Source organism: Ktedonobacter robiniae (genome assembly GCF_016587375.1).
Classification (GTDB): domain Bacteria; phylum Chloroflexota; class Ktedonobacteria; order Ktedonobacterales; family Ktedonobacteraceae; genus Ktedonobacter; species Ktedonobacter robiniae.
Genome location: NZ_BNJG01000003.1, coordinates 63712 through 76089, shown reverse-complemented (window position 1 = coordinate 76089; position 12378 = coordinate 63712). Strand labels below are relative to the sequence as shown.

Annotated in this window: 8 protein-coding genes and 3 pseudogenes; 6 read left to right on the top strand and 5 right to left on the bottom strand. The window is 52.4% G+C overall.

The annotated features are described in order from the left end of the window. Nucleotides 1-14: 14 nt before the first annotated feature. A complete protein-coding gene (locus tag JMJ04_RS32740; RefSeq protein ID WP_201374613.1) occupies nt 15-1631 on the bottom strand; it encodes an ISL3 family transposase in 1617 nt (538 codons plus the stop codon). A gap of 203 nt (nt 1632-1834) precedes the next feature. Between JMJ04_RS32740 and JMJ04_RS32735 the strand changes: the two genes are divergently transcribed. Then, the gene (locus JMJ04_RS32735) at nt 1835-3070 is read left to right on the top strand and encodes a M3 family oligoendopeptidase (RefSeq protein ID WP_236038706.1); all 1236 of its coding nucleotides are present in this window, start codon (nt 1835-1837) and stop codon (nt 3068-3070) included. Nucleotides 3071-3467: 397 nt separating this feature from the next. Here JMJ04_RS32735 and JMJ04_RS32730 read toward each other — a convergent pair whose 3' ends face one another. Beyond that, entirely contained in the window at nt 3468-3752 is a 285-nt protein-coding gene (locus JMJ04_RS32730; protein ID WP_201374612.1) for a chorismate mutase, read from the bottom strand. 94 nt (nt 3753-3846) lie between these two features. Between JMJ04_RS32730 and JMJ04_RS32725 the strand changes: the two genes are divergently transcribed. Then, nucleotides 3847-4326 (top strand): sigma-70 family RNA polymerase sigma factor family protein, encoded by a 480-nt coding sequence (locus JMJ04_RS32725; RefSeq protein WP_201374611.1) that lies wholly within the window; start codon nt 3847-3849, stop codon nt 4324-4326. Between the two features lie 155 nt (nt 4327-4481). Here JMJ04_RS32725 and JMJ04_RS32720 read toward each other — a convergent pair whose 3' ends face one another. Both JMJ04_RS32720 and JMJ04_RS32715 read right to left on the bottom strand, forming a co-directional pair. Further along, entirely contained in the window at nt 4482-4955 is a 474-nt protein-coding gene (locus JMJ04_RS32720; RefSeq protein WP_236038703.1) for a dihydrofolate reductase family protein, read from the bottom strand. 154 nt (nt 4956-5109) lie between these two features. Beyond that, nucleotides 5110-6120: an aldo/keto reductase gene (locus tag JMJ04_RS32715; RefSeq protein WP_201374610.1), complete on the bottom strand. Its 1011-nt coding sequence runs from the start codon at nt 6118-6120 to the stop codon at nt 5110-5112. 847 nt (nt 6121-6967) lie between these two features. Between JMJ04_RS32715 and JMJ04_RS32710 the strand changes: the two are divergent. Next, nucleotides 6968-7609: pseudogene (locus JMJ04_RS32710) on the top strand (reverse transcriptase N-terminal domain-containing protein); the annotation flags it as partial. 408 nt (nt 7610-8017) lie between these two features. Here the strand turns inward: JMJ04_RS32710 and JMJ04_RS32705 are convergent. Continuing rightward, nucleotides 8018-8572: pseudogene (locus JMJ04_RS32705) on the bottom strand (IS6 family transposase); the annotation flags it as partial. A gap of 252 nt (nt 8573-8824) precedes the next feature. Between JMJ04_RS32705 and JMJ04_RS32700 the strand changes: the two are divergent. The 3 genes and pseudogenes from JMJ04_RS32700 to JMJ04_RS49090 all read left to right on the top strand — a co-directional run bounded on the left by JMJ04_RS32700 (nt 8825) and on the right by JMJ04_RS49090 (nt 12324). Then, the gene (locus JMJ04_RS32700; RefSeq protein ID WP_201374608.1) at nt 8825-9751 is read left to right on the top strand and encodes a 3'-5' exonuclease; all 927 of its coding nucleotides are present in this window, start codon (nt 8825-8827) and stop codon (nt 9749-9751) included. Then, nucleotides 9748-10815 (top strand): WD40/YVTN/BNR-like repeat-containing protein, encoded by a 1068-nt coding sequence (locus JMJ04_RS32695; RefSeq protein ID WP_201374607.1) that lies wholly within the window; start codon nt 9748-9750, stop codon nt 10813-10815. The genes JMJ04_RS32700 and JMJ04_RS32695 overlap by 4 nt, the downstream gene beginning before the upstream one ends. A gap of 324 nt (nt 10816-11139) precedes the next feature. After that, a pseudogene (locus JMJ04_RS49090) lies at nt 11140-12324 on the top strand (IS256 family transposase). Nucleotides 12325-12378: the final 54 nt, after the last annotated feature.

The following is a 12378-nucleotide window of genomic DNA, read 5'->3' as shown; positions in this document are numbered from 1 at the left end:
CGGGCAAGGTGCAGCTAGATGCGGTGCAGCACCCGTTGGCGCAAGAGGGCAAACCCAGCCTTGCCATACATCATGCGCTTAACGAGCTTCACCCTCGTCACATGGCCCTCGACCTGACCGTTATTGATAGGCAGAGTTAATCCGGCTTGCACAGCGGCTTTATCCTGTTCTACACCATGAGCAAAGCTGTGTAGTTCGGAGAGCTGACTCTCTTGCACCTGAGTTAGCCAGGTATCCAGGCGCTCCCCCTCTCGCTTGCGGAGCATCTGGAGAAAGTCCTGGGTCAAGTGGTACGCCATCTCCAGATCGGGATGGACCTGGCGAAGGGCCGCCAGGTCCACTCGCTCGTCTTCATCCAGGTTGTCTGGATGCTGCATGAAGAGACATACGGCGGCGGTTGAGGTATAGTGGAGCACTTGAGACGTTCCCCCTGGCGTATTTACCTCCGTCGCTTTGAGCGTTTTCAAGAAACGATACACCATCCGCTGTGAACCGGGATAGCCTTGCGCCATGATCTCTTCCCAGAGGCGGGTGCCGTTGCGTTCCCCGCCCTGCCAGCGTTTGAGCACGTAAGGAGTGTAGGGGTCAAAGTCGCTCTGCCGCTTGCGCCGGGGTCTAGTATCAGGGGCCACGCCCCGCTCGAACCAATGTCGCACTGTTCGTTCGCTGACACCGAGCTGGTAGGCAATCTCTTTGATTGCAAGCCCTTGTTCGCGTAAGCGCCTGGCCTGCTGATAACGCGCATCTCGCTCGGCGCGGCGGATGGCGATGGTCCGCGCAACCTGTTTTCCTGGATCTGGACGCCACTCTTGCACAGCGACAGGTACCTCTTCCTGAACTGGTATCTTTCCTTCTGCTTGTCGACTTGCGGCTTTCATCTCAGAGAGAACGCGTGCGAAGAGCCGTTGTACCGCATCTGACAAATTCTCGCAGACATGAAAGCGGTCAGCAACCTGAATCGCCTGTGGGGCACCGGTCGAAGCTGCACTGGCGTACTCTGCCCCTCGGTCGCGGCTCACATGGGTAATTTCAGGATGAGCCGCCATCCATGTGGCAGCGGTTTCGGCCCGCCGATCTGGCAAGATGTCGATGATCTGATGAGCATCCAGGTTAACGACGATTGTCCCAAAGGTTCTCCCGCGCCGAAAAGCGAAATCGTCTAGACCAAGACACTCCACGTGCTCTGCCTGCGGCGTGGGCAGCGCCATGATCCGGCGCACAATCGTCATCCAGGAGGTAGTGATTCCCAGATGCGCAGCCAGTCGCGCGCCGAGTTTGCCGCACGTCGCCAACCCGATGGTTTGCAGGGCCTCGTTCAATCGAGTAGTCATCTGGGCCCACGGAGCGACCAGATGCAGTAGCCGCTCGGCAAACATCTTGCGCACACAGTCGGCGGCGTCACAAAAGAACTTGCGCACATACAGGATCAATCGGACACGTTGTCCCGCGCAGGGCAGATCTTTCACCACTCGACGATAGCGACTATGCAGGCGGGTGGCGGGCTGCTGACACAGTGGGCACAACGCACTCGGTAAGGTCGCGGTCACGTGGAGCACGAGCTGATCTTCTTGCTGCTCCATCTGGATCAGTTCCAATCCCTCGCCCAATGGGAAGAACTGAGGCGTCTCCATTCCGGTGTGGTTCTCCTTTTCTCACTTTTGTGAGAAACACGAACCACCCAGCACACCGCCTCACTCGTGGCTCTCCAGATATATTGATGAGTTTATCCCCAAAGCTGTGTCTGAGCCAATTTATGTGTCAAACGACAGAATACTACCAGATTGGCGGGGCACAAATGATCACGTGGGATGGGGAAGAGAGACCAAAAACCACCGTGGAACATGTTCTGTTTCATCCTGATCGCACACAACGAGAACGAGCCTGGCGTGCTATTGCGGAGCGTGAAGCTGAAGATCGCGAAAAGCTCGATGTACTCTGGATGAAAAAGATGCATGTGCGCCAGCAGATTGCGCGCAACGCCGGTTATGAGAACTACCGCGATTATCGCTGGCAGCAATTGCTGCGCTTTGATTATACCCCGGATGATTGCAAGGCATTCCACAGGGCTGTAGAGCAGGTTATCGTGCCAGCAGCCAGCCATCTCTCCGAGAAACGCCGGAAGCTGCTCGGTGTGGAGAAACTGCGCCCCTGGGATATGCAGGTCGATCCACGGGCGAGCGAGGCGCCGCGCCATATCTCTGATGTCGATGGATTGCTGCGGCAGTGCATCCCCGTTTTTCAGCGGATCGATCCCCAACTGAGAAGCTACTTTGAGACCATGCTCCAGGAGCAGCTTTTCGATCTGGAGGAGCGTCCCAACAAAGCGGACGATGGCTACAATCTGCCGCTAGAGGTCAGGCGCCGTCCTTTCATTTTTGGGCGCGTGAATTCGATTACCGACGTTGTGCCGTTGATCTTTCACGAAATGGGGCATGCCTTCCACGTCTTTGAGACCATCCCTCTGCCTTACATTCACCAGCGAAAAGAGGAGGCCATACCACTAGAGTTTGGCGAGGTTGCATCAACCAGCATGGAATTTATTGGGGCCATGCATCTCCACCAGGTCGGCCTTTGTACAGAACAGGAGGCGGCCCGCCTGCGCATCCAGCACCTGGAGAATACGCTTACAAGCTACTTGCCACTCATTGTTATGGGCGATGCCTTCCAGCACTGGGTTTACGATCACCCCAAACAAGGAATGGATCCAGAGCAGTGCCGGCAGAAGTGGGCAGAACTCTCGCAACGCTATCAACCAGCAATCGACTGGAACGGCCTGGAGAGAGAATGTGGAAGTCGCTGGCAGGGGGTGCTGCACTACTATTGCCTTCCGTTCTACTTCATCGAATACGCCTTTGCCGCGTTAGGCGCTTTGCAGATCTGGGACAACTATCTCCACGATCAAGAGACAGCGATCCGCCAGTATCGTTTCGCGCTCTCTCTGGGTGCGACAAGAACGGTGCCTGAACTCTATGAGGCGGCTGGAGCAAGATTTGCCTTTGACACGGGTATGCTTGAGTATGTGGTGCAGTTGATCTCCCGGACGGTGGAAGAGTTAGAGGCGCACGTGTAACGAAACGCCTGCGTCCCACTCCAGTATGGAAACGTTGAGATGAAATTGGTGCGCATGTTGCCCTTTTCTGTTTGATAGGCGGTTGTCACGAGCTTCGAGAAGGCCGATGAAATGAGGAGAGAGGGAACAATTCATCCACAAAACAACTCCCAAAGTTCCGCCAATTTCATCTCAAACTTCACAGCTTGACTTCTCATTCTCCCTCCAATTGACAAGATGTCGCTGAGAAAAGTCTGGCGAGGAGCGGCTTTTCCAGGAAAATGTGTCCCAGTGCTCACATGGGAGGGCAAGTGCTTACGTCGGAGGGCAAAACCTGCCCGCTTCGGACGTCATTTATCATCTATCTCATTGAGTATCCTATGGGTCTGACACTCTTCAAAAGCGGAGATACTTCATATCATCCTTCTGCTCTGCGCATAGCCTCGTGATTTTCGACCACCTCGTCGATGATTAAACGCAGCATGTTCGCCGCAAATTCAGGATTGAGTCCACGATCCCGCGCCAGCCTTTCTATACGCGCAAATTGTATCTTCTCTCGTGCTTCATCCACTGCGGGCAACCCATGTTCGCTTTTGTATATCCCTATCTTCTGGGTAACGCGAAACCGTTCAGCGAGCAAAAAGATTAAAGCATTGTCGATGTTATCAAGGCTTTCGCGTAAATCGTTCAGATCTTTGTTCATGATGCTTATTCCTGTCGCGATTCAACGGAGTAGAGATAGGAAAGATGATACGAGATGGAAGCAAGCCCTGTCAAGAAAAAGTTTCTGACCTGATATGTTTGAGCAAATGATGCAGAATCGAGTAAGGTGGCGTATACCTTCACCCTTCTACCAGGGATGCCGCTCCATCATTGCTCAGCTAGCGAGGCTCGTTGCGCATCCCGTGGGCTATGTGACCCTCTGGGAACAAGCGGACGTTCCCAGCCTCGTTGCTCTGCTGCGAGAGGATGCCTGGTTCACCATGCCGCCGCTTCCTGTCTGGTATCAGGGACGAGCGGCTATCACCTTACTGCTCCAGACCCATCTCTTTACTCTCGGCTTGCAATGGCGCTTGCTTCCAACGCACGCCAATGGCAGTCCAGCGTTCGGACTCTATCGGCGAGAGGCTTTTGCAGACGACTATCAGCTTTTCGGCCTGGTGGTTCTGGGCGTGGAGGGTGAGCAGATTGTAAGCCTGATCGCGTTCCTGGAGGTATCCAGCCTCTCCTTTTTTGCCCTGCCGCTCACTCTGCCACGCGTGTGCGCAGAAGGGTGAGCAGGACGGAGAAATCCCCCCGTTCATGGAGCAGAGGCACCGATGGGAGGCATTCCGCTCAGAACGGTGATGCATGAGGGCGAACCCTTGTCAGGATTGCAGTTCATAGGTGAGCTTCACAATGCCTTTCGAGAAACTCTTTGTCGCAACAAGCCTCAATCTGGCGGTTTCGCCCTCCCGGAAGAACTGCTTCCCTTGCCCCACAACCAGCGGATGAATGGAAAGATCGAGCACGTCAAGCAAATGGTGCTTGAGCAACGTCTCTCCGGAAGGCCGTGGCCATAGATGAGAAGATTCCCTCCTTCCTGCTGCTTGAGCCTGGTCACTTCATCAACCACGTCGCCTCGAACAATGGTCGAGTTGGCCCATTCGGCTTTTTCCAGCGTTGATGAGAAGACATACTTGGGCATGGCATTGATTCTGTTGGCCCACGAGTCAGTGCGTCTCGGCCAAGTCGCAGCAAAGACCTCGTATGTACTGCGGCCCATCAACAGCGCGTCGCATGCCAGTGCCTGGGCCAATCCATCCCGCATATACGTGTCATCACGGTATGCAGAAAATCCTGAGATGGCTGCTCCGGCGAAAACACCGTCTAACGAGACGAGAGTGTATTCGATAAGGTTGCGCATAAAATGATGTCCTTTCTTATCTTGAGTATGTGGTCAACCAGAACGTCTGTCCTTCGGCAGGAAGGGCTGGCTGATAAGAACGTTGAAAGGGCAGGGCCATAAGGGTATCCTCCTGGAACTGCTCGCTGTGATATGAGAATGCTTATGGTCAGGCTTACCGGCGCGCAAGGAAGGGATCACGCTCACGTGGCATGGTGTACCAGAGATCATCGCAGACTTTGCGCTCTTCTTCATCCAATGAAACAGTGACACCACGTAAACTTTCCGTGAATTGTTCCAACTTGCTGGCTCCTAGAATGGCACAGGTAATGCCAGGCTGAGCCAAAACCCAGGCCAGTGCCACCTCGACAAGCTTCTTGCCACGCGGCTCTACGATGCTGGCGAGACGGTCAACAGCCTCAAACATGGGATCGCGCCAGTAGCGTCTCTGATACATTTCTCCGCTGTTTTTTAGTGTAAAACGAGTATTCTGCTCAAGAGTACGGCTCTTTCGATAACGTCCGGTCAGCACACCAGCGGCCAGAGGATTGTAGACGATAACGCCGACGTTATGAGCCTGAGACAGCGGGATCAGTTCGTCTTCGATCATGCGGAAGAGCATATTGTAGCGCGGCTGGACGCTCTCGAAACGGGCCAGATTGAGCAGTTTGCTGGTCCAGAGCGCATCGGCGAGTCGCCAGGCCGGGAAGTTTGAGCAGCCAATATAGCGTACTTTGCCCGCGTGCACTAGGTCGTCAAGAGCACGCAGAGTTTCCTCAATGGGCGTGGTTGGATCAAAGGCATGCATCTGATAGAGATCGATGTAATCAGTTTTGAGGCGGCGCAGGCTCTGCTCACAGGCGGCAAGAATGTGACGGCGGCTCAATCCTTCGTCGTTGGGGCCTGGACCCATTTTGCTGTAGCACTTGGTTGCCAGCACGATGCGGTCGCGGGCTTTGCGCTCACGTAGCCAGTTCCCAACGATCTCCTCCGTCTTGCCAACGTTCTCTAAATCAGCGTCGAACGGATAGACGTCGGCGGTATCAAAAAAATTGACGCCAGCTTGATCAGCGGCATCCATAAGAGAGAAGGATGTTGCTTCGTTTGCCTGATTGCCAAAGGTCGCGGTCCCCAGACAGATTCGGCTGACTTTCAGGCCGGTACGCCCTAACGATGTAATGTCCATCAATGGCTCACTTTTCTAGTGTTTCTATGTATTCAAACTCGATGTGTAAGAGGGATCAATTCCCTTTCACCTCTAGGACACACAAGTGATCCCAAACTCATCGCAAATGATCAGCAAATTTGGGGAAGAGGGCGGTAGCCGCGTCGATCCATCAAAAAGGCGAGAGAGGAGAAGAGGGTTTTCCCATGACTTTTTGTGGGGAGATTACGCCACTTTTTTGCCCAATTCGAGTGCGCACCCCTTTCAAGCATCATGTGACGAGTGCGATCCTGTTAGTTCGAAACATGCGAAAGCATGAGGATGGACTGGTTGCAGATGAACTGCAACACAACTGATCCGTTGGTGTGAGGTGCAAATCCTCACCTGGTGTATGGGCACCAGAAAGTGACATCCCCGTGGTAGCGACTGGACATCAATCCACGAAGCGGGATGTGAGGCGAGAAAACTGCAAGTCCGAGGCAGAAGAAGCCTGAAACGTGCTGTCATGGTGAAATGCTCTCTAACCAGGGAGTGAATTGAAGGTATGACCGACCCATCGTCATGATGAACAAGCCTACGCGGAATGACAGGCTTGACCAAAATGGTACTTGTGCCTTCTCCATGAACCACATGGAACGTCGTAAGACGACTTCGTCATCGTCTTATCCCATGACGAACGGCGCACGGTGGATAGTACCCACCTACAACAGCGGACAACAACAGATCGGAACGGAGTAACCCTGTGCTGTACTCTTGGCGGTGGTTGATGCGTCAAGTAGGTTCCAACCAATGTCACACAGGGAGAGATGGTCTAAGAAGCAAATACCTCTCTGTAATGGGGAGGATAGGCTGACGTAGACCCTGCTGTATGGAGGATAGAGAGATGAGTAGAATGAAAGAAAGGAAAACGTCATCAACTCAGGAAACTGATAAGATGAGCGTGGCTTGGAACAAGTTACCCTGGCGCAAGCTAGAGCAGCATTGCTTCCGCATTCCAAAACGCATCTATCGAGCCAAACAGAATGGTAATACGCGAAAAGTAGAAAAACTACAAAAGCTCTTGATGAAGTCGGAAGCTGCACGATTGTTGGCAGTACGACGAGTGACACAGGATAACCAGGGGAAGAAAACGGCAGGAGTCGATGGAATTAAATCAGTCCCTCCTCAAGAACGCTTTGCTCTGGCCCAACACATCCACCCGAAGAACTGGAAACACAGCAAACGACCATTACCAGTGCGGCGCGTCTGGATACTCAAGTCAGGCAAACCAAACGAGCGGAGACCATTAGGCATTCCTGTCATGATGGAGCGCTCGAAACAAGCACTGGTCAAGCTGGCACTGGAGCCGGCCTGGGAGGCAGTGTTTGAACCGAACAGTTACGGCTTCCGACCAGGGCGATCATGCCATGATGCCATCGGAGCGATCTTCCTGACCATCAAAAGCAAACCGAAGTTTGTCTTTGATGCCGACATTAAGGGCTGTGTGCGCCGTGACAGTCACCACGGCATTCCCGAAATGATCGGGAGAGATTAGGAGGGACATCTCTAGGTTAACCAGCTCACCTGGAATCGAAAGAAGAAGGGAAAAGCAGCATGCTGGTAACGCGGGGAACAGAGACATGATGCCCAATCTGTTGTCCTGCAAGACCTGTGTGATATGGCGAAAGGTAGACTCCCTGAAGTCCAATTCCGACGGTTTAGGCGATAGCCTATCCTTACGGCATCTCAACGGGATACTGATCTATGCAGAGGCATAAACAACCGGCCTTTGCAACCTCCTTACGATCAGGTCAACTCACAATGAGTGAGGAAACGGAATGAGTGGTATTGTCAACTTAAGGAATGAAAGGAAGAGCTTTTCTGAGAAGAATGACGAGAGGACGAAAAGAGATGAAAGACCGGGGAGGTTGGCACGGTGCTACGCTGCGGTTTGTGCGCCGGTGATTTTATTCCATATCTGGAATCGGCCCTGCATGAGGGCACGATAATCTGAGGCATGAAGACGATGCCGTTTGGGACGAAAGTGATTGGAAATAGGACCGAAGGCCGAAAGAAAGCGTTGAGCATGTCCCGGGGTTTTAAACCGACGTATGGTGCGCTCCCGTTGTCTCGTCGGTTGGTGCGAGTTTTCTGCTCGATTATTCAAGCCTTTGTGTTGTCGATGCTCTACGCTAGCTAACAGTTCTCGTTTCGCTGCTCCGTAACTGGCTAGTTTGTCAGTAATGATGACGCGTGGGACGTATTGCAGCCCTTTAAGCAGCTTACGGAAGAATTTCTTGGCTGCCTGCTTATTTCGCCTACTCTGAACCAAAATATCGAGAATATTTCCATACTGATCGACGGCTCGCCATAAGTAATGCGTTTTCCCATTGATTTTGAGAAAGGCCTCATCCAGATGCCATTTGTCTCCCGTTCGAGGACGAGAACGTTTCACCTCATTGGCATACTGTTGGCCGAATGTGAGACACCATTGTTAGAATGTTGTGGTGAAGGCACGTGGGTGGTATCCTCCTTCTGTAGAGAAGGTGGGAACGCCTCTGGGGAATGTGGTGTTTGGGCCAACCGAGGTTTCGGCATGAGACGTAGGAACTCGTACCATTGTTTGGTGGTAGTGTTGCAAAAAATTTAGATCTGAGAAAATAGAGTAAGTAATTACGGTACAAGAAGCATTACCATAGAGAAAAGGTGAGCGTTCTGTACCTTTTTCCTCGTGAAATGTGTTCGTGTGCGCTTCCATTTGCTGAGCTTTAATTTTTTTGCAACACTACCGTTTCGGGTGGTGTATCTCCCCAGTTTAAATCAGGGATACTTTCCGGCTCGTCGCCAGTGGCAGCCCTGCCCGCCTCCTGCTGGAATGATGATTTATGGGGGACAAAATGAGCACGAAAAAGAAGAAGAGGCCCTCTTCTTCGTGGCCCTCTCCCGTGCCCGCGATGTTCTCTACATATCTTATGCTCGCCGCATCGGGAACCGAAGGAGCCAGCCTTCTTCTCTCCTCGCGTTGGTTGAACGCCACCTGACAGGCGTAGGAAACCCCGTGGCTCTCTGGGAAGGAAGTGATAGCCTGGTTGATGTTCCTGCCACCGTAAAAATCCCACCTCTGGATGCTTTCCAGGTGTTTGACGTCGAGAGGCTCGACCGGTATCTGAGTTGTCCACGCCAATACTACTATGAGTTCGTTCTGGATTTGAGACGCAGACGTACTGATTCAGCCTATATTCAATTTCATCGTTGTGTCTATGGCGTTTTGTCCTGGTTGCAGGATGAGCGAAGGCAGGGACGCGGGGTTGATGAAGAGGTGCCCCAAAGGTATCTACTCGCTCTTTGGGAGGTCAAAGGTCCGCGAGAGCACCCCTACGAGATGATGTATCAACAGCAAGCCGCCATCCTTGTGACTCGTGCGATCCGCCGATTTTCCAAGCCAGCACAACGACCTGCCCAAGCCGCATGGGAGGTTCCTTTGACGTATGGTCGTGTCCGATTTACGCCGGATGTCCTCGAGATTGTAGAAGGGAGTACGGGACCATCCTTCCTTATCCAACGGTTGCGCACCGGGCAGGTCAGCCAGAGCGAGCGGGACAAGGAGATTTATGCGCTCTACCACCGTGGAGTGGAGCAGGCCTATCCAGGGGCAAACAGGTGGGTTGGATGATGGATAACCAGCTCCCGACAAAAGAAGGATACGCGCCAGTGTGGCATACAACCGATGGAGGAAAACACTGGCAACAGGTCACACCCAATCTCACGCTTCATAAAGAATTCTCGTGGTCACTCTATGTACGCGATAAGGTGACAGCTTGGCTCATTACCAGGTATGATGGAGAAAGGTATGCAGCGCTTTACCAGACTCTTGATGGAGGAAAGACCTGGCAACGTTTCGAATGGCCTTATGCATCAGAGGCTCCGGATTATATGACATTTACTGATCAGAATCATGGGTGGAGCTTGCTGGTGACCTCGCCTTTTGTCATCAATCTTGAAGATGTCAGAACGGGGAATTATGTGAGTGAGGCGGACAAAGAACTCCAGCAGTTTTTGCTCCATACTCGTGATGGGGGAAAATCCTGGCAAAAGATTGGTCCACTTCCAATCGCTGGAAGGATTGAGCAAGTCCAGTTCCTTGATGAACAAACGGGATGGATCACAAGTGAGACGGTTACCCAGGAAAAAGGCGCGCCTCTTCCAGAACATACTGGGTACCTCTATATGACGCATGATGGGGGACGTAGCTGGCAACGGCAGTCGCTAGATACCGCCCTGGCAGGGATCAAAGCAAATGCCTATCTCGATCTTACTTTTTTTAACAAGCGAGAAGGGTATGTCTACGCAGAATATGGTCTTAGTGGCGTCAACTTACAGTATTACTTGTATGTGACCCATGATGGGGGTCGATCCTGGCAACAGAGTGGGAATGCCCTTCCCTGGGGGCAGGACATGGGCATCATCATCCCTCCTTTGGAGATGCCCAAACAACAAGTGCTCCCTGATGGCCAGCACATTGTAGAAGCTATCAATACCTTCTCGTTGATCAATGGCCGCTGGCAGCAAACCACCTTTCAGCGTCACAATCCTACTGCTAACGGTAGCATAAGGGGTTTTAGCTTCCTTTCCACTCAAAGAGGATTTGTCATGATCCAAGTAGGGCAAAGGGGTCGGGAGTTCTACCATACCATCGATGGAGGCAAAACGTGGCAGAAAGTGGGCCTTCTCTCCTGAGCATTTCCGTTCCCGCTCGGACACGTTCCATGGAGAGGGTGGTGGGATTGACCAATGTGACTGAAGGTAACGAGCAGCAGAAACGCTCTCTTGGGACTGAGACTCGGAAAGGGAGCTACTCACAGTAAGGCTCTCTTCAACCAGGGGAAGACAGGCTAACGAGCAAAGAGGAAGGAAACCGGGCGTTGCTCACGCTTTGAACATGACACCATCTCGTAGTGTGTGTAAAGAAGAGGCTTTTTAAAGAGGTGTTTTTGAGGCGATACTACAGGCATAGACTGTCTCTTTCGTAGATTTTCCTTCAATTCCTAAAAGGAGGATGCTATGCCTGTCCCCAAGAACAAACCTACTACATCCATGCCTCAAGCTTCGACATCAGAACCATCGTCCCCTGTACTCCCAGAACAAGAGGAATTTCGACAGCATTTACGTCATCTTGCGGTGAGCGCCGTCCAAGTCTTGATCGAACAAGTCATGTGTGAAGAGCTAGAGCAGTGCATCGGAGCATCATGGGGCGAATGCACCCCCAATCGTCGTGAGTATCGCAATGGGTTCTACACGCACGATCTGGTAACTCCCACTGGGCGCATTGAAGATCTAAAAGTTCCCAGAGATCGGGAAGGAGAGTTTCACACACAAGCGTTCGAGCGATATAACCGCAATGCTCCCGAGGTAGCTGAAGCCTTGACCCAGATGTTCGTGAGTGGGGTCAGCACTCATAAGGTAGGGGCTATTGCAGAAAAACTGATGGGAGTTGGTCCTTCTGCTAGCGCCGTGAGCTGACTCAATCAAACCTTGACTGAACAATTTGAAGCGTGGCGCCAGCGTCCCCTGCTTGCTCATTACCGTATCTTGTACCTCGATGGCATCCATTTTACCGTTCGGCACGGGAGTCAAACTGATTCCACGATCATCTTAACGGCCCTTGCCGTTGACCTGGAAGGAAACAAGGATGTGCTTGCTTTACGAGCTTGTGCGGAGGAAGGCAAAGATGGGTGGAGTTGCCTCTTACAAGATCTGCGCACTCGTGGTGCTACGCAGATGGATTTGATCGTGACAGATGGGCATGAAGGACTCCTCTCCGCAGTCTCCACCCTCTTTTCCGCAACTCCTCGGCAACGCTGTGTCGTGCATAAACAGCGCAATGTTCTCAATGCCATCCCCCATCGGGAGCGCAAAGAAGTTAGCACGGAATTAGCTGGGATCTTCAAGCAGGAGAAAAAAGAGGATGCTCTGCTCAATTTGGCAGCGTTCAAAGCGAAATATCAGAAGCGCTATCCAGAAGCGATCCGCAGTCTCTGTGAAGATGAAGAGCATCTTCTCACATTTTATGCCTTTCCCCAGGTGATGCATCGGTATATTCGCACCACCAATGCCATTGAAAGCTTTTTCAGTAACGTTCGAGGGCGCACGGACCAGATAGACGCTTTTACGACAGAAACCAGCTGTCTGACCATTGTCTGGGCCGTCATGCAGGATATCCATTTGCCCAGAATACCCGTCTCGTAAGAGGAGCAGCTTGAGTGATGTCTCATCAAAGCAACCAGCCGAAAAGGGTAGTTC

Excerpts from the sequence above, each read along its gene's own strand:
- JMJ04_RS32720 (WP_236038703.1), bottom strand. The coding sequence starts at position 4,955 with ATGCGCAACCTTATCGAATACACTCTCGTCTCGTTAGACGGTGTTTTC.
- JMJ04_RS32725 (WP_201374611.1), top strand. The coding sequence starts at position 3,847 with ATGTTTGAGCAAATGATGCAGAATCGAGTAAGGTGGCGTATACCTTCA.
- JMJ04_RS32730 (WP_201374612.1), bottom strand. The coding sequence starts at position 3,752 with ATGAACAAAGATCTGAACGATTTACGCGAAAGCCTTGATAACATCGAC.
- JMJ04_RS32695 (WP_201374607.1), top strand. The coding sequence starts at position 9,748 with ATGATGGATAACCAGCTCCCGACAAAAGAAGGATACGCGCCAGTGTGG.
- JMJ04_RS32740 (WP_201374613.1), bottom strand. The coding sequence starts at position 1,631 with ATGGAGACGCCTCAGTTCTTCCCATTGGGCGAGGGATTGGAACTGATC.
- JMJ04_RS32715 (WP_201374610.1), bottom strand. The coding sequence starts at position 6,120 with ATGGACATTACATCGTTAGGGCGTACCGGCCTGAAAGTCAGCCGAATC.